The organism is Aliiglaciecola sp. 2_MG-2023, assembly GCF_030548145.1.
Taxonomy (GTDB): Bacteria; Pseudomonadota; Gammaproteobacteria; order Enterobacterales; family Alteromonadaceae; genus Aliiglaciecola; species Aliiglaciecola lipolytica_A.
This window is the reverse complement of sequence record NZ_JAUORY010000017.1, coordinates 1-22,710: the sequence shown is the minus strand read 5'-3', so window position 1 is coordinate 22,710 and position 22,710 is coordinate 1. Positions and strand designations below refer to the sequence as shown.

Annotated in this window: 23 protein-coding genes, 1 tRNA gene and 1 other RNA gene; 11 read left to right on the top strand and 14 right to left on the bottom strand. The window is 40.1% G+C overall.

Annotated elements, in window-relative coordinates; all coding sequences use genetic code 11:
• Nucleotides 1–10: 10 nt before the first annotated feature.
• The 4 genes from Q4567_RS15755 to Q4567_RS15740 form a co-directional block, all read right to left on the bottom strand.
• On the bottom strand, nucleotides 11–544 hold the full coding sequence (locus Q4567_RS15755) for a polysaccharide biosynthesis/export family protein (RefSeq protein WP_303501010.1): 534 nt from the start codon (nucleotides 542–544) through the stop codon (nucleotides 11–13).
• Nucleotides 545–564: 20 nt separating this feature from the next.
• Nucleotides 565–1,812: an outer membrane beta-barrel protein gene (locus tag Q4567_RS15750; protein WP_303501009.1), complete on the bottom strand. Its 1,248-nt coding sequence runs from the start codon at nucleotides 1,810–1,812 to the stop codon at nucleotides 565–567.
• Nucleotides 1,813–2,364: 552 nt separating this feature from the next.
• Nucleotides 2,365–3,837: a DNA recombination protein RmuC gene (gene rmuC, locus Q4567_RS15745; RefSeq protein WP_303501008.1), complete on the bottom strand. Its 1,473-nt coding sequence runs from the start codon at nucleotides 3,835–3,837 to the stop codon at nucleotides 2,365–2,367.
• A 96-nt stretch (nucleotides 3,838–3,933) separates the two neighbouring features.
• Nucleotides 3,934–5,469 carry a fumarate hydratase gene (locus tag Q4567_RS15740; protein ID WP_303501006.1) on the bottom strand — a complete coding sequence of 512 codons (1,536 nt, stop codon included), beginning with the start codon at nucleotides 5,467–5,469 and terminating at the stop codon, nucleotides 3,934–3,936.
• A gap of 125 nt (nucleotides 5,470–5,594) precedes the next feature.
• Between Q4567_RS15740 and pabB the strand changes: the two genes are divergently transcribed.
• The 3 genes from pabB (at nucleotide 5,595) to Q4567_RS15725 (ending at nucleotide 9,118) form a co-directional block, all read left to right on the top strand.
• Nucleotides 5,595–7,037 (top strand): aminodeoxychorismate synthase component I, encoded by a 1,443-nt coding sequence (gene pabB / locus Q4567_RS15735; RefSeq protein ID WP_303501004.1) that lies wholly within the window; start codon nucleotides 5,595–5,597, stop codon nucleotides 7,035–7,037.
• Nucleotides 7,034–7,606: a CoA pyrophosphatase gene (locus Q4567_RS15730; protein WP_216046413.1), complete on the top strand. Its 573-nt coding sequence runs from the start codon at nucleotides 7,034–7,036 to the stop codon at nucleotides 7,604–7,606. Before pabB ends, Q4567_RS15730 begins: the two co-directional genes overlap by 4 nt.
• A gap of 138 nt (nucleotides 7,607–7,744) precedes the next feature.
• A complete protein-coding gene (locus Q4567_RS15725) occupies nucleotides 7,745–9,118 on the top strand; it encodes an L-serine ammonia-lyase (protein ID WP_216046412.1) in 1,374 nt (457 codons plus the stop codon).
• Nucleotides 9,119–9,150: 32 nt separating this feature from the next.
• Here Q4567_RS15725 and cysB read toward each other — a convergent pair whose 3' ends face one another.
• On the bottom strand, nucleotides 9,151–10,125 hold the full coding sequence (gene cysB, locus Q4567_RS15720) for an HTH-type transcriptional regulator CysB (RefSeq protein ID WP_216046411.1): 975 nt from the start codon (nucleotides 10,123–10,125) through the stop codon (nucleotides 9,151–9,153).
• Between the two features lie 186 nt (nucleotides 10,126–10,311).
• On the opposite strand from cysB, the gene Q4567_RS15715 reads away from it, so the two are divergent.
• Complete coding sequence (locus Q4567_RS15715) at nucleotides 10,312–11,007, top strand: sensor histidine kinase KdpD (RefSeq protein WP_303501002.1); 696 nt, start codon at nucleotides 10,312–10,314, stop codon at nucleotides 11,005–11,007.
• A 51-nt stretch (nucleotides 11,008–11,058) separates the two neighbouring features.
• Nucleotides 11,059–11,826, top strand: coding sequence for a hypothetical protein (locus Q4567_RS15710; protein ID WP_216046410.1), 768 nt, complete (start codon nucleotides 11,059–11,061; stop codon nucleotides 11,824–11,826).
• 11 nt (nucleotides 11,827–11,837) lie between these two features.
• Here Q4567_RS15710 and Q4567_RS15705 read toward each other — a convergent pair whose 3' ends face one another.
• On the bottom strand, nucleotides 11,838–12,716 hold the full coding sequence (locus Q4567_RS15705; RefSeq protein ID WP_252728687.1) for a LysR family transcriptional regulator: 879 nt from the start codon (nucleotides 12,714–12,716) through the stop codon (nucleotides 11,838–11,840).
• Nucleotides 12,717–12,826: 110 nt separating this feature from the next.
• On the opposite strand from Q4567_RS15705, the gene Q4567_RS15700 reads away from it, so the two are divergent.
• The 4 genes from Q4567_RS15700 to Q4567_RS15685 all read left to right on the top strand — a co-directional run bounded on the left by Q4567_RS15700 (nucleotide 12,827) and on the right by Q4567_RS15685 (nucleotide 16,360).
• Complete coding sequence (locus tag Q4567_RS15700; protein ID WP_216046409.1) at nucleotides 12,827–13,540, top strand: CoA transferase subunit A; 714 nt, start codon at nucleotides 12,827–12,829, stop codon at nucleotides 13,538–13,540.
• Nucleotides 13,540–14,196, top strand: coding sequence for a CoA transferase subunit B (locus Q4567_RS15695; protein ID WP_216046408.1), 657 nt, complete (start codon nucleotides 13,540–13,542; stop codon nucleotides 14,194–14,196). Before Q4567_RS15700 ends, Q4567_RS15695 begins: the two co-directional genes overlap by 1 nt.
• A gap of 484 nt (nucleotides 14,197–14,680) precedes the next feature.
• The gene (locus Q4567_RS15690; RefSeq protein WP_303501000.1) at nucleotides 14,681–16,003 is read left to right on the top strand and encodes a DEAD/DEAH box helicase; all 1,323 of its coding nucleotides are present in this window, start codon (nucleotides 14,681–14,683) and stop codon (nucleotides 16,001–16,003) included.
• Between the two features lie 12 nt (nucleotides 16,004–16,015).
• Nucleotides 16,016–16,360 carry a lactoylglutathione lyase gene (locus Q4567_RS15685; protein WP_303500998.1) on the top strand — a complete coding sequence of 115 codons (345 nt, stop codon included), beginning with the start codon at nucleotides 16,016–16,018 and terminating at the stop codon, nucleotides 16,358–16,360.
• A 313-nt stretch (nucleotides 16,361–16,673) separates the two neighbouring features.
• On the opposite strand, the gene Q4567_RS15680 is transcribed toward Q4567_RS15685, so the two are convergent.
• From Q4567_RS15680 to Q4567_RS15645, 8 genes are all read right to left on the bottom strand, one after another.
• A complete protein-coding gene (locus Q4567_RS15680; protein ID WP_303500997.1) occupies nucleotides 16,674–17,306 on the bottom strand; it encodes a PEP-CTERM sorting domain-containing protein in 633 nt (210 codons plus the stop codon).
• Nucleotides 17,281–17,604 (bottom strand): hypothetical protein, encoded by a 324-nt coding sequence (locus tag Q4567_RS15675; protein ID WP_303500996.1) that lies wholly within the window; start codon nucleotides 17,602–17,604, stop codon nucleotides 17,281–17,283. Before Q4567_RS15675 ends, Q4567_RS15680 begins: the two co-directional genes overlap by 26 nt.
• Nucleotides 17,605–18,041: 437 nt before the next feature.
• On the bottom strand, nucleotides 18,042–18,995 hold the full coding sequence (locus Q4567_RS15670) for a transposase (RefSeq protein WP_303500995.1): 954 nt from the start codon (nucleotides 18,993–18,995) through the stop codon (nucleotides 18,042–18,044).
• A 202-nt stretch (nucleotides 18,996–19,197) separates the two neighbouring features.
• Complete coding sequence (gene ybaK / locus Q4567_RS15665; RefSeq protein ID WP_216046404.1) at nucleotides 19,198–19,668, bottom strand: Cys-tRNA(Pro) deacylase; 471 nt, start codon at nucleotides 19,666–19,668, stop codon at nucleotides 19,198–19,200.
• 26 nt (nucleotides 19,669–19,694) lie between these two features.
• Nucleotides 19,695–20,312, bottom strand: coding sequence for an FMN-binding negative transcriptional regulator (locus tag Q4567_RS15660; protein WP_303500994.1), 618 nt, complete (start codon nucleotides 20,310–20,312; stop codon nucleotides 19,695–19,697).
• Between the two features lie 79 nt (nucleotides 20,313–20,391).
• Nucleotides 20,392–20,640 (bottom strand): EF-hand domain-containing protein, encoded by a 249-nt coding sequence (locus Q4567_RS15655; protein WP_216046402.1) that lies wholly within the window; start codon nucleotides 20,638–20,640, stop codon nucleotides 20,392–20,394.
• Between the two features lie 67 nt (nucleotides 20,641–20,707).
• Nucleotides 20,708–21,700 carry a rhodanese-related sulfurtransferase gene (locus Q4567_RS15650; protein WP_216046401.1) on the bottom strand — a complete coding sequence of 331 codons (993 nt, stop codon included), beginning with the start codon at nucleotides 21,698–21,700 and terminating at the stop codon, nucleotides 20,708–20,710.
• A gap of 117 nt (nucleotides 21,701–21,817) precedes the next feature.
• Nucleotides 21,818–22,291, bottom strand: coding sequence for a VC2046/SO_2500 family protein (locus tag Q4567_RS15645; protein ID WP_303500993.1), 474 nt, complete (start codon nucleotides 22,289–22,291; stop codon nucleotides 21,818–21,820).
• A 96-nt stretch (nucleotides 22,292–22,387) separates the two neighbouring features.
• Between Q4567_RS15645 and Q4567_RS15640 the strand changes: the two genes are divergently transcribed.
• Both Q4567_RS15640 and Q4567_RS15635 read left to right on the top strand, forming a co-directional pair.
• Nucleotides 22,388–22,472 (top strand) — tRNA-Tyr (locus Q4567_RS15640).
• Between the two features lie 43 nt (nucleotides 22,473–22,515).
• Nucleotides 22,516–22,651, top strand: a non-coding RNA gene (locus Q4567_RS15635) — RtT sRNA.
• Nucleotides 22,652–22,710: the final 59 nt, after the last annotated feature.

Below are 22,710 nucleotides of genomic sequence, written 5' to 3'. Positions count from 1 at the left end.
ATTCCTAAAATTAGAAGAAACTTTGCTTAATAATTACGATGTCTCCAGGAAGAACTATAAATGTAGACTGAACTTCCAATGTTTTCTCTAGTCCATCAACGTTTCGAACAACTTGTATTTTGGTTTTTGAAGCACGCTCGGTATATCCGCCGGCAAGAGCTGCGGCTTTATCGATTGATAAGCCGGGTTGGTATGGATACCCACCAGGTTTTTTGATTTCTCCATCAATAAAGAAAGGACGATATTCAACAATAGTGACAGAAACCGATGGGTCAATTAGATAGTCACCTAACAAGCCATTATAAATAAGAGCTTCAAGCTCTGGTGCAGTAAGTCCTATGGCTTTAATATCCCCTAAAAACGGATAATTAATTACTCCTACATCAGTCAATCTAACCTCTTTAGTTAGATCCTCTTGACCAAAAACAGTGATATTAATGATATCGCCAGAGCCTAATTTGTAGCGATTGAAACCTTCTTCTTGGGCGATACTCGAAAAGCAGACAGAGAAAAATACAATTAAAACCACTAAGCGCTTAAACATCTTAATTAACCTAAGTAATATTACAAAGTGGCAGTGAAGCCGATACTAATGAGATTTTTATCATAATCAATTGTGTCCTGATTACTAGAGCGTTCATCATATTGATATGAAAGGTCTATTGTTAGCCAACGTCTAAATTGGTATTTTGCGGCCAACGTTAAACGATTAATTTCATCTTTCCTTGAATTGACACTACCTTCATAAGAATCATCAATATAAGAATAATATGCCTCACTTGATAAACGATCTAACCAATCATGTTGCCATCTTGCTAAATACGTTCTGCGTTCGATGAAATTTCCTTCACCGTTAGTTTCATCGGTATCACTTTTAGTAGAAAACTCAAAATTACTTCGATCAATAGGCTGCCAAACAACACCAAGTGCCCAATCAACTCCACTAAATTTGTCTCTTTGTTGAGAATCAAAATCTTTCTCTTGATAACCAATTTTTGCGTAACCAGAAGTAGCAGCGGTAGAATCCCATTGCAGTCCGACTAAAATACTTGAATTAGTACTATCAAAACTTTCACTTCCAACCGGCGTATATTGATAGGTCACATCGGTACGACTGTAATCGATAACCATATCCGTAGCGGAAGCAATTTTATAATAAAAAGTACTGCCAATTGTCTTAAAGTCTCGATCTCTTGCCAAATAACTTTCTTCACTGCGATCATAATCTAAATCACGATACGCTAAACGGAAATCAATTCTCGCACTTGCAGTTAGTCCGCCATAAGAGTATACCAGATCACCATCTAAACCTTTATAGGTGTCAATTGAAGCTAGATCATTACCCGCGCCGATAGAGTAAACAGTACCCCGAGCATCATGACCATCTTCATACTCTATTGTAGTGGACACTCGATGGCGACTATTGAGCTCTAAATCGAGCATAGCGCTTACGAAATGATCTGTGTAGTTATCTTCAGAACTCGAATAATAATCGCCACGTTCCAACCTATAACCAAATTGAACAACGTTATTTCCAAAATTATTCAATAACAATAATTCGGGAACAAACGTACTTTTCCAACTATCAATCTCGTCACTCGCAGCATTAGTTACGTTATCATCTAAAGCATAGGTAACTTCAATAGACGGAATAAGTTCAAACCCACCCAAGTCTATGCTGCCAGCCTGTTGTTGTTGCGCTACAACATTTGCTTGGAAAACCAAAGTGGCACTAGCTACAGCCAGTTTGAAGTAATGCATTCCGTAGTCCTTATTTGAAAAAATATCATCTGCACAAAACAGACTATTCATTTTGATTACATACTGAAGTTTATACAGTATTGACTAAATCAGTTACGTAAATCTTTAAACGTACTTTACAGATGTAACTTGTAACTTTTATTACATGCTAAAAGTATGCCACTAAATTTTCCCAATCACACCACGAACATATCTAAAATAAAAATTTGTAGTAGCCTACAAATTAGTTGTAGTGAGAACACAACCAAATATAAATATTTCGGTAAATATTGATTTAAAACAGTGCAAGTCCACAAAGCTCAAGCTTTGTGCTTTAAACAACAAAAGTCTTATCGAACAGAGACACGGCTAACCTTACTAGTTAGCGCGCACCAACAATAACCATTTTCAATATAAATCGGATCCATTTTAGTGCATTTTTAAGGTTGAAGTAAGGGGATACACTAACAAAATTATTATAAGTACCTAAATAAAATAGATTTTTAAAACAATGTCCGTATTAAATAACATAAATGTTCTAAATTAGAGAAAGTATTCAAACCAATTATTGGATATAAAATCAAATGTATAAAATTATGTTTAGCCAAAGTTAACGCTATTCTATTATATATTTTCATCATCGGCTTGATCCACAATTTCTTGTTTAAGACGTTTATTGGTTTGCACCCCAAGGTGCCGAAATTGTTCTATTTGACGAACAAGATTTCCCTTTCCTGAGACTAACTTATTGGTTGCTGCGTCTACGTTTTTTTGCACTGATTCAACGGATTTGCTGATCTTCTCCATATCTTCCACGAAACCATGAAATTTGTCATACAGCTTGCCAGCTTGAGTGGCAATTTTTTGCGCATTCTGATTTTGGTATTCGTATTGCCAAATATTATTGATGGTACGTAGTGCCACCAATAAGTTAGTGGGGCTAACTAACATAATATTATTGTCCAGAGCCAACTTTACTAACTCAGGCGCGTGATCTATGGCCACTAAAAAAGCAGACTCTATGGGAATAAACATCAACACATAATCGAGTGTGCGAATGCCTTTTAAATCTTGATAATCCTTTTTCCCCAGCTCCTTAATATGATTACGAATAGAATTAGTATGAGCTTGCAAAAATTGTTTACGGGCAACCTCATCATCTTGACAATTAAAATAGCGTTCATAATCTGCAAGGGACACTTTAGAATCGACAACAATGTCTTTGTCGTTAGGTAAGTGCACCACTACGTCTGGCTGATACAGTTTTCCCGACTCATTCTTGAGGCTAACTTGGGTATCGAACTCGTGTCCCTCACGTAAACCAGATTCAGTCAAAATGCGCTCTAGAACAACCTCACCCCAATTACCCTGTTGTTTATTATCGCCCTTCAAGGCCTTGGTCAAAGCTGCTGCTTCTTGGGTAATTTGTTGATTGAGTTCTTTGAGTCCTAAAATCTCAGTTTTAAGGGAAGCTCGCTCTTGCCCTTCTTTTACATACTGATCGGAAACTTGCTTTTTAAAACCTTCGATTTGCTCTTTCAGTGGCGTTAAAAGAGCGTCCAATCCGGCTTTACTTGATTGTGTAAACTTCTCTTGTTTTTGTTCAAATATTTTATTCGCCAAATTTTCAAATTGTTCCTGCAAACGCTTTTCAGCACTGGCAAGTAAATCTAGTTTGTCTTCTAAGGCTATACGTTCTTGAGCAAAGCTAGCCGCTTGAGACTCTAGTTGTGAATAGTACTTATTTGACTTGTCGTTGGCTTTTTGGGCATTTTCCTGCCAAGTAGCAAGCTGTATAGTTAATTGTTCTATTTGCAGGTTTTTTTGTTCGAGCTCACCAAATTTTCGTTGTGCCACAAGTTGTTGTTGGTGGGCCTCATCAATTCTTAACTGCATTTTTTCTAATTCGTCATGCTGTTGCAGTATTTGATTTTCTAGTTGTTGTCGATTTTGATCCTGTTGCAGTTGCTCTTGCTTCTTTTCAGCTAAATGCTTTTGACGATTAATAACATTGGTTATCAATGCCCCTAACAATAACCCTAAAAAAGCGGCACTGATTAACAGTAAAATGGTATTTTGATCTAAATCTAAATTCATATTAATGGATTCTAATTCTAAATGACTGGCTTAAATGACGAAGTTTTTGACAAGGTAGATTAAGTGCATCCTAGACAGGATGCACTTTTGTAGCTTTTATTTAGAGGATTCTAACTTCTTGTTTAAATCTTCTATTTTCACTTTCCAAATTGCAGGACCAGTCTCGTGAGCATTAGCTCCGGTACTATCCACGGCAACGGTTACTGGCATATCTTCAACATCAAATTCGTAAATTGCTTCCATTCCTAAGTCTTCGAAAGCAACAACACGGGATTTTTTGATCGCTTTTGATACCAAATAGGCCGCGCCGCCCACTGCCATTAAATAGACAGCTTTGTGTTTAGCAATACTATCAACAGTAGCAGGTCCTCGTTCGGCTTTACCTATCATCCCCATTAAACCGGTTTTTTCCAGCATCATGTCGGTAAATTTATCCATACGGGTGGCGGTTGTTGGTCCTGCAGGACCAACAGCTTCATCGCCCACAGCATCAACAGGGCCAACGTAATAAATAAAGCGATTAGTTAGATCTACCCCTTCAGGTAAACCTTCACCGTTATCCATCATAGTTTGAATACGCTTATGAGCCGCGTCACGGCCAGTTAACATTTTGCCTGAAAGTAAAACGGTTTCACCGACTTTCCAGTCCAAAATATCTTCTTTAGTGACAGTATCCAGATTTACTCGGCGAGTATTTTCACCCACTTCCCAAGTAATATCTGGCCAGTCTTCTAATTTAGGTGGAGTCAACTCTGCAGGGCCGCTTCCGTCTAGATAAAAATGAGCGTGACGAGTAGCTGCACAATTGGGGATCATGGCAACAGGTTTTGATGCGGCGTGGGTAGGTACTGACTTGATTTTGATGTCCACCACTGTGGTCAATCCACCTAAACCCTGTGCACCAATACCAAGATCGTTAACCTTTTTGAAAATATCCAAACGCAGTTTTTCTTCTGTGGTTTGCGCGCCCCGCTCCATCAATTCTTGAATATCCACGGGATCCATCAGGCTTTCTTTGGCTAAGACAGCAGCCTTTTCAGCAGTACCACCAATACCTATTCCTAACATTCCAGGTGGACACCAACCAGCTCCCATAGTTGGGAGAGTTTTAACCACCCAATCAGCGATATCATCGCTTGGATTGAGCATAACCATTTTCGATTTGTTTTCAGAGCCGCCGCCTTTGGCCGCTATCATCACTTCAATACCTTCACCTGGCACCATATCGATGTGCACTACAGCGGGTGTATTATCTTTGGTATTTTTACGAGCACCTGCGGGATCAGATACAATAGAAGCTCTAAGTGGATTATCAGGATTAAGATAAGCACGACGCGTACCTTCATCTACCATTTGCTGTACAGTCATGTCTGTTTTATCCCACTGCACTCCCATTCCAACTTTAACAAAACAGGTAACGATACCTGTATCTTGGCAAAGTGGACGTTTTCCTTCTGCAGACATACGAGAGTTAATCAGTATCTGAGCCATGGCGTCTTTTGCGGCCTGACTTTTTTCTCTGTTATAAGCAGCTTCAACTGCTTTTACGTAGTCTATTGGGTGGTAATAGGAAATAAATTGTAATGCATCTTCAATGCTATCAATTAAATCTTGTTGACGAATGAGTGCCATAGGTGCCTCTAAATCAATTGTAGGGAAGTTTTTTGTGTCTTAAATATCCGCCAATATGATACCCTCTTGGAAACAATTGCTCCATCGCTAAACGCGTATAATTTAAATTTGTTGGTAAAATTTCCATGCAGCATAGCGCTTGTAAAAGCTCTCGTATTCAAACACTTGCTATTCCTCCTTCTACAGACATAACGGAATTGTTTGCGCATTTCTGCCAATCTAAATGGTCGATTTTGCTGGATTCATCGAATAGCACACACAAAAATGCCCGCTTTGATATTTTTGTTGCCAACCCTATAGCGGCGATTACCGCCAAACAGCACTTGTGTGAAATAGAATACTTTTATGACCAAGAAAATGGGTATTCTGCTATTCAAAAAGTACTGAAAATTGAAGGTCAGCCAATTCACATTTTGCGTACTTTGCTAAAATCCACACTCCCCAAAGCACTACCGATAGAGACTGAAACGCCAATAAGCTTACCTTTCACCAGTGGTGCTGTGGGCTTTTTCGGCTATGATTTAGGCCGATGTTATGAATCTTTGCCTAGCTTAGCGAAAGATGGCTACAGTAATTCTGATATGGCCGTGGGTGTGTACGGTTGGAGCGTTATAAAAGATAATCAGACTGGGCTTTTTTATCTGGCAGATATTCCCGGCTTACCAGCGCCTAGTAAAAGTGAAATAGAAAATCTGCTCAACGCCCCAGCCCATCCTGAAACCCAGCAAAAATATAAGTTGGAAACACGCTGGGAAGCAAATATGTCGAAGGCCGAATATGTGACTAAGCTGCAAAGGATTCTGGATTACTTGCGCGCGGGTGATTGTTATCAGGTCAATTTAGCACAACGTTTTAGTGCCCGATTTAGCGGCTCTACTTGGCAAGCATATTTAAAATTAAGAAAATCCAATCAAGCTCCTTTTTCTGCTTACATTCAACTTTTAAACAGCACAGTTTTAAGTATTTCTCCTGAACGATTTTTAAAAGTGAAAGACAATCAGGTCGAAAGCCAACCCATCAAGGGCACTCGGCCTCGGGCAACGGAGTTGAAAACAGATCTACACAATATCGAAGAATTAAGAAACTCCGACAAAGATCGTGCCGAGAATTTAATGATAGTAGACCTATTGCGAAATGATTTGAGTAAAACCTGTGAAGATCATTCTATTCAAGTACCTGAACTTTTCGCCATCGAAACCTTCGAAGCGGTGCACCATTTAGTCAGTACCGTAACTGGCACTCTAAAAGCAGATAATGATAGCTTGAGTTTATTAGAAGGTGCGTTTCCAGGTGGTTCGATTACCGGAGCCCCGAAAATCCGGGCAATGGAAATCATTGATGAATTAGAGCCAGATAGACGCAATATCTATTGTGGTAGCATTGGTTATATAGATAGAAACGGTGATATGGATACAAGTATCTGTATTCGCACTTTATTATGTGAAGATTCACAGATATATTGTTGGGCAGGCGGTGGAATTGTACTAGATTCAAATCCTCAAGATGAATATCAGGAAAGTTTAGATAAAGTGTCGAAAATTTTACCTATTTTGGACAACGACCAGTGAACAAAGAAGAGTTTATTCGTCGATTTCAACATATTAGACAAGTCAAACCTGAAGCGGATTTTCCCTTACTGAAAGCCGGTAAACCCGCTGCTGTGCTGATCCCGATTATTGAACGGGCTGATCAGTTAACCGTATTATTTACGCAGCGCGCGATGCACTTAAAGAACCACCCTGGACAAGTTAGCTTTCCCGGCGGAAAGCTAGAAGACAGCGATATTAATTTAGCACATACAGCGCTGCGAGAAACGCAAGAAGAGATAGGACTGACGTCCGATAAAATCACTTTGATTGGCAGCCTTCCCAAATTTCGCACCGTTAGTCGTTTTGAAGTGACGCCCTTTTTGAGCTTTGTTGAGCCTGAGTTCGACCTTGTTTTAGACCGAAACGAAGTAGACAACGTGTTTGAAGTACCGTTGTTGCACCTTATGGATAAACAAAATCATCTTATTCATTGGGTTAAACGTAACAATGCTAAACACCCTATTTATTTCATAACTTGGCAAGACAAGACCATTTGGGGCGCTACAGCTTCATTTGTGAGACTGCTGTCAAATCACATCGACTACTAGCACATTTAGCAAGCTGTATAAGTTTTGTTTACGCCCTCATTAACAATTCTCGGTTAAAAGTTGCCTGTAAACACTTGCCCTCCAGAGTAACTATCAGCATAGTAATATGACATTCATATTAACTAGGAAAATACAGCAATGATCAGCGTTTTTGACATGTTTAGCATTGGTATCGGTCCATCGAGTTCACACACTGTGGGCCCCATGCGTGCAGCAAATGCCTTCTGTCAGCAACTATCTTCAGACAATTTATTAACCAACGTTGATCAAGTCTGTGTGGAATTATTCGGCTCTCTCGGACAAACCGGTAAAGGTCATGGTACTGGAAAAGCGGTTATTTTAGGATTAATGGGGTTTGATCCTGAAACCGTCGACGTATCTAAGGTGGAGGATTGGCTATCCGAAATTGCGAGCTCACAACAAATAAATTTGAACGCTACTCACAAAGTTAAATTTCCCCGTGAAGGCGCAATTGTTTTTCATCGTCGTAAAACCTTACCCTTGCATTCAAATGGCATGACCATTCATGCCTATCAAAATAAACAACTAGTACTAAGTCAGACTTATTATTCTATTGGTGGCGGGTTCATTGTAAAACAAGAAGACTTTCAATCAGTTAAAAACATGTCCCTTGAAAAAGAACAAAAACCTTTACCTTACCCGTTCGCAAGTTCTTTGGAATTGATTAAACAATGTAAAGATAACGGCCTATCGATAAGCGCATTAATGTTAGAAAACGAGTCGACAGTGCAGCCGAAATCGGAAGTCATTGATAAGCTCTGGAATATTTGGCAGGTTATGTTGGAGTCTGTGCACAACGGAATTCAAACAGAAGGTATTCTGCCAGGAGGCTTGAAAGTGACTCGTCGAGCTCCAGCCCTTTATCGTCGTTTAGAGACAGAACAAACGGCGGATCCGATGCAAGCAATGGATTGGGTTAACCTATTTGCGTTGGCTGTTAATGAAGAAAACGCTGCCGGAGGAAGAGTTGTAACCGCTCCGACCAATGGTGCTGCTGGCATTATTCCTGCGGTTTTATGTTATTTTGACAAGTTTGTTAGGAAAGTAGAAAAACCCACGGCGGCTCGTTATTTACTCACCGCTGCTGCTATCGGCATTTTATATAAGAAGAACGCGTCCATATCAGGAGCTGAAGTTGGATGCCAAGGAGAAGTCGGTGTTGCCTGCTCAATGGCTGCAGGAGCGTTGACGGAAATAATTGGTGGCTCAGTGGATGCGGTTGAAAATGCAGCTGAAATTGGTATGGAGCATAATTTAGGGCTTACCTGTGATCCTGTTGGCGGCTTAGTACAAGTACCTTGTATTGAGCGCAATGCGATGGGAGCCATCAAAGCAATAAATGCGTCAAGGCTAGCCCTAAGAGGCACTGGTCAACACAAAGTATCCTTAGACAAAGTGATTAAAACCATGTGGGACACTGGTAATGACATGAAGTCCAAATACAAAGAAACCGCACGAGGCGGTTTAGCAGTAAATATTATAGAATGCTGAAGTAATTTTCTAGCTTGTAATGCTTTACCCGTTTATTTAACGGGTAAAGTTAGTCCTTTAAACATTTTCTCTACTTCATCGTTATTCTTTTGCATCATCGCACGTTCAACAACATCTTTGGTTAGATGCGGCGCAAAACGTTCGATAAATTCATACATATAGCTACGTAAGAAAGAGCCTTTTCTGAAACCAATTTTGGTTGTGCTATATTCGAATAAGTGGCTGGCGTCTATTTTAACCAAATCACTATCTAATTTGTCATCGACTGCCATAGAGGCAATTACACCAACCCCGACTCCAAGCCTTACGTAGGTTTTAATTACATCGGCATCCGTAGCGGTAAAGACAATCTTCGGCTCTAATCCAGCACGGTCAAAGGCTTGGTCTAATTCAGAACGGCCAGTAAATCCAAAAACATAAGTCACTAAAGAATACTCAGCAATGTCTTGAATGGTGATCGTTGTCTTCTTAGCTAATGGATGATCACGATTGACAATAATACTGCGATTCCAGTGGTAACACGGCAACATCACTAAATCATTGTACAAATGCAGTGCTTCTGTAGCTATGGCAAAGTCAGCCTCACCTTTTGCTGCCAAGTCACTTATTTGTGAAGGTGTACCTTGATGCATATGCAGTGACACTTTTTTGTATTTACCCATAAAGCCTTTTATCACATCAGGCAACGCATAACGTGCTTGAGTATGAGTAGTAGCGATATTCAGTTTACCTTGATCCGGCAAAGTGTGCTCTCTCGCTACCGCTTTTATGCTTTCTACTTTCGCCAAGATTTCACGTGAAATATTGATCACATCTTGGCCAGCATCGGTGACATGAGTTAGATGTTTACCACTACGTCCGAAAATCTGGACGCCGAGTTCATCTTCTAACATGCGAACTTGTTTGCTTATCCCCGGTTGCGAGGTGTATAAATTTTCTGCCGTAGCCGAAACATTCAGATTGTTGTTTAAGACTTCAACAATATATCTTAGTTGCTGTAATTTCATTTTTATTAACCAAGTGCCTTTAAGTACATATGCATATATTCAAAATATATATACTGTAGGTTACATTAATTCCATAAAATTTTAATAAAAATCTGCTTTTTTATTCCAGTAATGCAAAAATTTTGGTAAATATCCCCTAGTTCAGGGATACTTAATTTTTTGTAGCCCAGTTCAACGAGTATTACAGTGACAGCAAAAGAGCAACAATTGATTGACTTTTCGACGGTACTGGCTGCGGCAGTGCACGATATGAAAAGCTCACTAAATCTTTTACAACAATCTATTGATGGTCTTAATAAAACCATCACAGCGGATAATCACTCAGCTCAGCAATTTTTATCGACAGCTCACTATGAATCTTCACGCTTAAATACGGGTTTAGTACAACTTTTGTCTTTATATAGGGCGGAAATGGAAAATCTGCCGATAAATGAAGATGAGTGTTTTATTGACGATTTATTAGAAAATATTTTTATTACCCATGAGCACTACCTGGGACATAGAAATATGACGCTGGAAATCGAACAAACTCCGGGACTAGTGCGTTATTTAGACCAAGATTTAATTACTCTTTTGTTAAATGACATTTTGGTCAATGCTATACGATACGGCAGTAAGAAATTGCGAGTTTCGGCTTATGAACAGGATGATTGGTTATACATCAAAGTCGAAGACGATGGTGAAGGTTATCCTTGTAAAATGTTAGCCAACAATGAACTCAAAATGCAGGATTTTAAAATAAGTAATGGGCGAACAGGTTTAGGATTGTTTTTTGCCAGATTGATAGCTTCTGCTCACCGTCGAGGTGATAAAAAAGGCGAAATAGCGTTATCTAATGGCGGAAATTTAGGCGGCAGTGTATTTACACTTAAGTTGCCTTAACATCCGGTTTTATCATTCAAAAAGTCAGTTGTTACAGGATTTAAAGGCTAAATGATTTTTCCTATCATAATAATATTAATTGTTTCATTAGTTGTGGTTGCAATTGTGGTGAACGCATTGCAACAGCACAAAGAAAAAGTTGAGGCTGAAAAACGGACTGAGATTGCCAAACAAAAATCGGTAATTGATGAGACTGAAGATATTTTAATGACGGTGGATACTATCCCAGTATCGCAACGCTTAGTTGCCGTGCTGCAAAACCGTATTCTTAACGCCTTGAAAGTTATTTATGAATTAAATCCAACCATGCCTGAATTAAAGCAACGGATTAAACAATCCCAAGATCGCTTAAAAATGGTTGATATGGACACACCTCCTCCGTCACACGAAAACTTCGTGTTACCCGATAGTGATAAAATGGTGATTCAGTATATTCAAGCGGTTAAAAAGTTTCGTTCCTTATTGCGCTCAGAACATGCCAAAGGAAAGGTAGATACTCAGTTATACACGTTAGAAGATCGACAACTTTCGGCTCTACAAATTAAAGTAAATGTTGAAACTTTAGCGAAACGAGGAAACTCGGCCTTGCAATCGAATATGTTGGGATCTGCTCGTCAGTATTTTGAAAAAGCCATTGCCGCTCTGGAAGCACAAAATCAGCCTGATCAATACAATATTGAGCGCAAAGCTTCCCTTGAAGAACGATTAAAAGTTATTCAAGACAATCTGCGCAACGCCAATGCAAAAGATAGACAGAAAAAGCAAGAAGAAGAACGAGACGAATTGGACGAATTGTTCGCCCCCAAAAAAAAGTGGTAAATCCCCTTTTATTATTTTTCAACCAGCAGTTGCCACAACGTTTCAGCAGGTACCGACAGGGACTTTCTTGACGCTTTAACCATGCCGATTCGGCGCACTAAGTTTTCTCCTGCAATGGGTAAACAGACAAGTTCGTTGTGGCTAAATTGCTGCTGACAAATTCCCGGGACTACTGATACCCCAAGATCTTGTTTAACACATTCGCCTAAAGTCGCCAGTTGATTCGCTTCAGCCACAATATGTAAATCGATTCCATTGTGTTGGGCAAAGGTTTCAATCCACTTACGCACAGATGATCCCCTGTTCAACACAACAAACGGATATTCACACAACTGCTGCCAAGTCACATCTACACAACTTGAAAGAGGATGATTCGAGGCAACAACGGCGACAAATTTGTTATTCATCAAAGGATAAAAATCTAAACCATCCAATTGTTCATTTTCAAAGGTAAATCCAATTTCGGCGCGACCTTCTCGCACCGAATCAATCACATCTTCCATTACTACATCACGTATTGTCAGATTAATATCTTTCCACTTTTGGTGAAATGACTTCAAAACCCCAGGTAAAATGCTACTTGCAAAAGACGGCATCGCGGCAATAGTTAGTCGCCCCCGCTGCATAGCAAAGAGGTCTTGCATATCTGCAATGGCCGTTTCCCAATCATGCATTAAGCGCTTAGCCATAGGCACAAACTCGCGACCTTCATGACTTAATTGCACTTTACGTGTTGTTCGTGAAAACAACGCACCCCCTAAAAATGTTTCTAATTTTTTAATCGAGGTTGATAAAGCAGGTTGCGAAAGGTGCACTTTTTCTGCGGCTTCTGCAAAAGTGCTAGATTGGGCTAATGTTATAAAACACTGGAGTTGTTTATAAGACAACATGATCTACACCAATTGATAAATTTAATTTATTAATATGCATATTAAATCAATTTTACTTTAGTTCAAGTTGGATTAATACTAAGTTAAATTTATGTAAAAAAGAGGCTTTTATGAGCGGATTTAATAAAGTTGTTACCAGCTATGAAGACGCATTAGCCGGCTTAAAAGACGGTATGACCGTGATTGCTGGCGGATTTGGTTTGTGTGGTATACCCGAAGGGCTAATCGCACAAATAAAAGCGATGGGAACCAAAGACTTAACTGTTGTTTCCAACAACTGTGGAGTAGACGGTTTTGGTCTTGGATTGTTGCTTGAAGACAAACAGATTAGAAAAATGGTTTCCTCTTATGTTGGAGAAAACGCCCTATTTGAAAAGCAATTATTAGACGGAGAGTTAGAAGTAGAATTGACTCCACAAGGGACGTTAGCTGAAAAGATGCGTGCCGGCGGAGCTGGAATCCCTGCATTTTATACTGCTACCGGCTACGGCACTCCCGTAGGTGAAGGCAAAGAAGTCAAAGAGTTTAATGGGCGTCCTTATATTTTAGAAGAATCTATCACCGGCGACTTTGCCATCGTCAAAGCCTGGAAGGCTGATATTTTTGGTAATTGCATCTATCGTCATACAGCTCAGAATTTTAACCCTATGGCAGCAACAGCGGGAAAGATTACGGTTGTTGAAGTGGAAGAAATCGTTCCACCCGGAGCAATTCCACCCAGCCAAATTCATACTCCCGGTATTTACGTAAACAGAGTAATCCAAGGCAAATTCGAAAAACGAATTGAACGCCGTGTAGTTGCTAAAACCCAAGGAGAAATCTAATGGCTTTATCTCGAGATCAAATTGCTATGCGCGTCGCTCAAGAATTTCAAGACGGAGATTACGTGAATCTTGGTATTGGTATTCCAACACTTGCAGCCAACTATGTGCCTGAAGATATTGCTGTAATGTTGCAATCTGAGAATGGTCTATTAGGAATGGGGCCAAATCCAACTGAAGAGCAATTAGATGCCGACATGATCAATGCAGGCAAAGAAACTGTAACCGCAATTACTGGAGCATCCATTTTCAATTCAGCTGAAAGTTTTGCGATGATCAGAGGCGGTCATGTAGATTTTACGGTATTAGGTGCATTTGAGGTAGATACCAGTGGCAACATTGCTTCTTGGATGATCCCTGGCAAGCTAATAAAAGGCATGGGGGGAGCAATGGATCTTGTAGCGGGAGCGAAAAACATCATCGTCACTATGACCCACGCAGATAAATACGGTAACTCAAAACTGTTGGAAAGCTGCACATTGCCGCTGACTGGAGTGAACTGTATTAATAAAATTATTACTGATTTAGCTGTGGTTGAAGTGAAAGACGGTGCTTTTCATTTATTAGAGCTCGCTCCAGGGGTTTCGGTTGATGAAGTTAAACAGAAAACAGCTGGAAAACTCGTTGTGAGTAACGATGTAAAAGAAATGACATTTTAGTTTAGTTTTAGTGTGTAGTTGAAGGATATGTTCCCTGCCCTCAACTACACAGTTTTACTCGTATGAAACGTTTTTTAGATTTTTATATATCAGCTTTCAAAATTCCAAATAACTTTAAGTCATCACATTGAATGACAATTCCCCAGACTTTTTTAGACTTCACATAAAACTCCCCTTCAGTTGTTTGCATTTGTAGATTGATAGATTAAAATCACTTCAACTTGCTTCTCTATTTGTACAACACTGTTAATCAGAGATTCAAAGTAAAGAATGGCATTTTAAGCGCTGTAAAAATAACTCCGCGAACTGATTAGGATTTATGGTTAGCTTGCAATGACATAATCAAATAGGGTAACTGAGCACGGTAAGCGCATTCGCAAACTCAATACCCTAATTATCATTGAGATAAGTTTTCAGATGAAAATTACATCTGTGTGTTAATATCTCCATTTGATCAATTCCAAGCCCTAAAAGAGAACAAACTTTGCAATTTAATGACTTTCCCCTAGACCATCGAATTTTAAAAGCCCTAGAAATAAAAGGCTTTCAAGAAGTAACTGAAATTCAGGCGAAAGCCATTGGACAAGGCCTGCTTGGCAAAGATTTGCTAGCATCTTCTAAAACGGGTTCGGGGAAAACGCTCGCGTTTTTAATTCCTGCGCTACAACGGGTACTTAAACAGCGAGCCCTGAGTCGAAAAGACCCAAGAGTGCTAATTTTAGCGCCGACAAGGGAATTGGCAAAACAAGTATTCATGCAGCTCAAATGGTTAATTGCCAATCAGAATATTTTTGCGACTCTCATTTTAGGTGGTGAAAATTTTAATGATCAAGTTAAGGCGCTAAAACGAAACCCGCAGTTTGTTGTTGGTACAGCTGGCAGAGTAGCTGATCATGTAAAAGGGAAAAGTCTATATTTGAATGGACTAGAGTTACTTATCCTTGATGAAGCAGATCGCATGTTAGATTTAGGTTTTGCGGAGGAATTAAAGTTAATTGACCGTTGTGCTGATCACCGCAAAAGACAGACAATGATGTTCTCTGCCACATTAGATTCAGCAGAATTACATTATCTAACCGAAAGAATGTTGAATGCGCCACAACGAATAAGTGTGGGTGACTCAAGAGAACAACACCTCGATATTGAACAGCAATTTTATTTGGCAGATCATTTAGATCATAAAATTTCATTGCTCAAAAAATTGCTGGAAAATACGGATAACAAACAAGTAATTGTTTTTACCGCAACCAGAGAAGACACTGAGAAACTGTCTCTATTATTAGCGGCAGATGGCATAGATAGCGCAGCTTTGAGCGCTAGTTTAACCCAGTCTCAACGAAGTAACATTATGAATGCCTTTAGTCGTGGTCAACATCAAGTATTGGTCACCACCGACGTAGCCTCACGAGGTTTAGATCTCCGAAAAGTCGAATGGGTAATCAATTTTGACTTGCCCAAATTGGCAGACGAGTACATACATCGCATTGGACGCACTGGACGAGCTGGTAGTAAAGGCAATGCAGCATCTCTTGTTGGTCCTAAAGATTGGCAGAGTTTTATTACCATCAAAGGAATTTTACAACAAAGTATTAGTTTCAGTGAGCTTGAGGGACTTGAAGGCAAATTCAAGGGACTTAAACCGCTTAAACAACGAGCTTTAAAAGGTGCGCCACAGAAAAAAGCCAAAAAAGTCGCGCCGCAAAATGCCCCTAAACCGCAAAAACGGATCCGCGCCCAAGAAGGGGTTGATGTGGGTCATATTCCCATGCGTAAGAAAGCTAGACCCGTAGAACCTGAAGATGAATAAAGCAGGAGCCCTATGCAAGTTGAAGATATCAAAGTATTTATACCCAGTTTAGATTATCAAAAATCGGTCAGTTTTTATAATCAATTGGGATTTACCAGTGAATACGTTACAGATGATCTCACCTTGTGCAAAAATGGCGAATGTGAATTTTTCATACAGCGTTTTTATAATCAACAATTAGCCGAAAATTTGATGTTACAGATATGCGTATCTGATATTGAGGAAGCCTACACTTTAGCCAAAAAGTCACAATACAAAACCAAATTATCAGAGATTCAAGCCGAATCGTGGGCCAAGGTTTTTTATCTGTGGGGCCCCGCTGGAGAATTACTGCACATAACTCAACTGAATCATTAAAGGGAATAGCTTAACCTAAATCAGTCCGTCGAAATTAATGCTCTTTGTCTGTTTTCGCAGCCAGTATCCTGCCAGAAACAGTCTTTCAAACTTAATTATTTATAGCTAGGTTGGTAAAGTTGGAAGAACATAGATCCCTCAAAGCTCCCTTTTGCACTCAAGCGACAGATACAACAATTTATTTCTACTTTGTGGCGTTTATAATTTTTGAAGCTTTGCGTTGCGAAGCTTTTTAGGGAAACCCATAACGTAACTAAAAAGAGCACACGCATATTCCAGCGTGTGCCCTTTGTCACTATCAGACTAACGTTTACTATTTACGGCGTTTAAGCATCAATAAACCGGATGCTAACAGTAATAAAACGCCTGGTTCAGGCACTTGACCTGGGTCCGGTGGTGCAGCACCGGCTGGTAAATTCACATGAAAGTGAACAGCGCTCAGTGCATCTTGAAAGCCACTATGGGTCAAGTTAATAGTATTGCTGCCTAATGATAAGAAAGACGTTATATCAATCTCAACTAAATCCCAAAGACCGCCATTACCTACCGATGAGCCAGGTGTAGCGGGAACTGAAGCGCCATCGAAAAGACCTGCGATATCAACGCCATTAATGAAAAATTGGCCATCGTTGCCTATCCCAAAATCTTGTCCATCACTTACCCCCATTACTAGAGAAGCGGTTCCACCAGAATAATTAATACCAGGCAAAGTCACGTCCCATCCATCAGGATCATAAGAGTTTGGGAAATTCGCATCATTGCCATCGAATGTCACTATATCTCTGTTGTTTGTGGTATCACCATCGTCGTAATAAACGACCAAAGATGCTCCATTTGAATTGTCAGGCGAGAATCCTGACAAAGCATAGGTACTATCGCCACTGACTAAGCCAGTCACATCCGCGCGGTAGGCTTGGCTGTTATCCCTGTCCCCAGAAATTATCATCAGAAAAACCGATATTAGTGCCTGAAATAGCACTGCCATTGAACATAACGTTAGCATTAAATGTTGAATCGCTTGATGATGTAGGACCATGCCAGTATAGATAGGCTTGACTGACCGTGCCTGACACACCAGATAGTGCAATATCACCTACTCCTGTGCCACGCAATCCCCCTACGCCAGCATAGGCGAAATCGGTTTCACGTTGAGTTTCGAATAGGTTGATTAAATTAGCTGAAGCAGCCGTACTGCAAGCCAATATAGCCACCCCTATACTGAGTTTAGAGAAACGATTTATCATATTTTTATTCCTTGTTAATTACATAGGCTCACTTAGATCTACTACTTAACATTTGTAAAACTACGTAATTGCTTCAGCATACCTTGTGCCAAATTTTCAACCATGTTGAAAACTAAGCGTTTTAATCCCCCATCGGTTAACAAATTGTAAATTTTGTAAAAAACCCTGACAAAAAGAAGGGAAGAAAATATCTCAAAACGATTAATTAACATTATCTCAAATCTGGACAGCCACCTTTCAAAGTAGTGAAAGATCGTGGCTCATAACTATTAATGGATTTTATCGAAAAGGTTTTAATACGCTCATTATTTAGATAAATACCTATGGAATCATCGGTTTCTGGGAAATGGGCGCTATTGAGCTGAATTTAGTGTAGGTTGAGGCCTGTCTCTTGTGCAAAGAAACAATTGAAATGAAAAGTGACTTTAGTGGAGTCGTTAGCCTACAGAATTCTTTTGCCGACGTTTTCGCTTATAGCGTTTCAAGGTGTCTGATTGCCCTGCAGCCACGCTAAAATTGGTTTCAAAGGTCAAAAACATATCTTGCCAGGTGTGTTCATCCAACCCTAAACGTTGCAATATGGGTGATTCACTCATATCAATTGCCCCTCTTTTATTGGGATTAAGACTGCGACCAGATAGGTCAACCAACTTAAGATATTCGACTAAATCGAACATTAGTCCCTGCGGTTGTGGCTGCTTTGGGTTGCCAACAAAAGGCATTAACGTAGAGGGCTGATAACCTTTTTTGAAATCGTGAATACGGCGTTTAATACTGGTGTGGTTAGATGACTCTGGGGTTGTTGCCATTTTTGCCCGTATAGGGTTTAAATCTACGTACACCATGCAAGCTGCCAATGCATGCTCATCCAATAGTGCTTGGGACTTGAATCGCCCTTCCCAAAAGTGACCGGTACAGTCATCCTCTTGATTAGCTTGTCGAGCAATAGGCTCATTCAATTCTCGCATAAACCAGCTAATGTCGGTTAAGCGATTATGATAAACGGACAAGGTTGACTGGAGTGTGATTTGTTCAGCGTCTGTGAACACGGGAGTTTCTTTTGAGGTTAACCTCTGTGAGAGCAAGGTTCCTTTGTGAAGCTTGTGCCAGCGCTGAGCAATCTCTGTATCCGTCCAATGTTTAGCTTTGTCAGCATTCACATGTAAAACCACATGGGTGTGATTGCTCATCACTGCATAGGCACAAACTTCGATGGCAAATACGGTGGTTAAAAACAATAACCTGTCTTCTACCCACTGGCGACGATGCTCATAGCTTTTCCCTGTCAGTTCATCTTCACCACACAAAAAGGCACGCCGGACACATCGGGATACACAATGATAATAAGGGGTATCTGAAAGATTGATTTGTCGCTTCCTTGCCAGTGGCATAATTCACTCCCTGAATTAATCATACTAAAGCATAGTTGATTCTATTTTCCTAAGAGTCTAGTTCTAGTCTAGTTTGTGGCTGTCCATGTTGGCTGTTTGTTGGCTCACAAAGATATATGGCTGTCCATGTTGGCTCCTATATGGCTGTCCATGTTTAAAATAATATGGCTGTCCATGTTTAAAATAGTAAACCAAAAGGGATTTACTGCTGCCTAATCTCTGCGTATTTTGCATTGAGTAAGGTGATGATATCATCAGCTGCCAATTCAATTTCCAAGCCTCGACGGCCTGCACTGACATAGATTGTCGAAAACCTTTGAGCACTATCATCAATAATGGTTTTTAGGCGTTTCTTTTGACCTAAAGGGCTGACACCACCCAATACGTAACCGGTGGCTCGCTCCACATCAGCTTTGTCCGCCATATTTACCTTTTTTGCACTTAACGCTTTTGCCATCAACTTCATACTCAGGCTAGTATTAACCGGTAAAATGGCCACTGCCAATTCCTTTCCATCAAATTCAACAACCAAGGTTTTAAATACTTGTTGTTGGGCTAATCCCAGCTTCTCTGCAGCCTCTAAGCCAAATGATTTAGTGTCTGAATCATGCTGATATTGATGGACGGTATATTGAATTTTACGTTTTTTGGCAAGATTAATTGCAGGTGTCATTTTTCAATACTCATTAATTAAAAGGTTTAGGTCTCACCATTACCCAGACTGCGTTCTTCCATGTATTCAGCCAATAGCTTAGCAACAGGATCCGCGCTATTATTTAAGCTCGAAAAGACCCCGAGTTGATCCTCATGTTTACGATGTTGGCCAAGTTTTTCTTTTCCCTGAATGTCATCTATTTCCAGTTTGAAACCTACCACGGCCTGACGAAGACGTTGCTGGTAATCTTCAGGCATTGTGCTGTCATCTTTTAACAAACTAGGCTCATAGTGAGAAATCAATTGGCGCATTCTTAAGGCAGTATCATCTTCATCTAATAACTGCACCACCCCATAACAATGAACAGCCACATAATTCCAAGTAGGGACAGCGGGTTTTGTCGCATACCAGCTAGGAGAAATGTAAGCGTGCGCCCCATTAAAGACAACAAGCGCTCGGTTATTGTCGATAGTTTTCCAGTGAGGGTTGGCTTTGGCCATATGGGCAAACAAACATAGTTTACCATTTTCATCCACATCACAAACAAATGGCAGATGGGTAGAATTCAAATCAGTAGATACAATTAATCCAAAACTATTTTGTGCGATAAAACTTCGCATCGCATCCAAGTCTGATAACTGAAATTTTTTCTCAACATACATGGGCTTCTCCACAAATATCATCTTTGAACATAAAAAAGCCCCTTGCGGGGCTTTCAAAAACTGCAATTTGTAAATGGAATTAATATTCCCACCAAGCCTCTTGCCACCAATCTAGAAATTCTTCGAAGTCGATGAATCCATCATTGTTCTCATCAATCAATGAGAAGCCTTCTTGAACGTGACTCGCTTTTGTTTTTGGCGAAAGGATGGTTAAAAGCTCTATAAACTCAGGTAAATCAATTTGACCATTTTTATCGTGGTCAAAAAAGTCAAACTCTTTGCGAATCTCAGCAATTTTGCTGTCATCCAATGGTGTTTTGTCGGTCATATTTAAGTCTTATAATACTTTCTAATTTAATTCAAACGGCAGTTTAACGCGTTATAAGTGTGTCTGTCTACGCTGACTTACCTGCAGCTAAACGTCTTTCTCTGCGCTCAGCCGCTTTACGTTGTCGACGCAACTTTGTCGCCTTTCGAGCTTCAGATCCCACATGTTCTTCGTTGCGCTCTCTAGCTAAATTCACCTGCTTTTCACGTTCACGAAAACGCGCAATCTGCTCATCTGTGTGTTTACCAAAACATTTAGGACAACTCACGCCTGGTTCATATTCTGGTGTTTGTTTATCTTCTTCAGTTATGGGTAGACGACAAGCATAACAAGCTTCGTAGTGACTTTTTTGTAATTTATGATCAACTGCAACACGGTTATCAAATACAAAACAATCGCCTTTCCACATAGTATTTTGCTCAGGGACTTCTTCCAAATATTTTAAAATCCCCCCTTCTAAGTGATACACCTCTTCAAATCCCTGCTCCTTCATAAATGCAGTGGATTTTTCACAACGAATTCCCCCCGTGCAAAACATCGCTACTTTTTTATGCTTTTTAGGATCGAGATTATCTGCTACATACTGGGGAAACTCCCGAAAAGAGTCAGTTTTAGGGTTGACTGCATTTTCGAAAGTACCAATTTCAATTTCGTAATCATTACGAGTATCAATCAGTAAGACTTCAGGGTCAGATATCAATGCATTCCAGTCCGCAGGCTTCACATATGTGCCTACAGTTCTTTTTGGATCAATACCTTCTACTCCCATAGTGACAATCTCTTTTTTGAGTTTCACCTTGGTACGATAGAATGGCTGCACGTCATCTAGAGACTCTTTACAGGAAATTGGATTGATACGGGGATCACTGTTGAGGTACGCAATTAGACTATCAATTGCTTCACGGGTCCCAGAGACAGTTCCGTTAATACCTTCACTAGCAAGTAACAAGGTACCTTTAATATTGTGACTTTCTAACACGTCAATGAGTGGCTGACGCATTTCTTTATAGTTTTCAAGCGCAACAAATTTATACATTGCGCAAACAATGAATTTAGACATATTTAACCTTTTTGCGAATTGGAACGTAAAACCAAAGCATTTTTTGCGGCGCGGATTATACCAACTACAGATAATTTTGCAAAAACCGTAAATTAATTAGGGTTAATAATTAGCTAATTAACTCATCTCATTTAAGATATCGTAGAGTTTGGTTTCATCTACATCTATTGTGTTGGCCGAGTGTGCAGCGTGGAATCGTTGTTGGGTATGATAACCACAATTAATTTTCACTTCAGGTTCAATTCGTTTGGCATCATTGAATATGGATAATGGTTGGGGATGCATTCGCTGCCAGAGGATAGCGTCACTCACATTTTGCGCCATTAATTCACTTGTTGTGCGTGCTAATGACCAGTCTTGCTGCTCTGCTTGGAGTGGAGTTTGTGGGTAGTAGTGTTTTGAAATGCTACTGGGAAAATGGCTAGGTTCATCAGCGCCACCGTTTACATTAGGCCGTTGCAGGTAGTCATCTTCCAACATCGCCAATAACAATGCGAATTTATCCCCTTGCTCTAGAGCACGATTAAGGGTTCCCGACCATTCGAGGTCAGAAATGGCCACTTTAGATTGTGGGGATATTTCAGCAGTCAAAGTATTTTCCTTTTAATCTATTTTTATCGTTAATTAAAAAAAAATCTTTAATTCTATTTACACACTGAAATTTCCTGTTAGTATACGCGCCTCTTTGGAGGGGTACCCAAGCGGTCAACGGGAGCAGACTGTAAATCTGCCGGCTCAGCCTTCGCAGGTTCGAATCCTGCCCCCTCCACCACATTTCTTTGAACGACATCCGTTCAAATCTAAACTCAATATAAAATAATCCCTGAAGGGGCTGGACGAGAAGCTGCGATTCGCAGTTCGACTATGTTGTCTGGAACAAAATAGAACATGCGCAGCATGGCCCGAAGGGCGAAGGACAGGATGTCCGAAGTCATCCTGCCCCCTCCACCACATTTCTTTGAACGACATCCGTTCAAATCTAAACTCAATATAAAATAATCCCTGAAGGG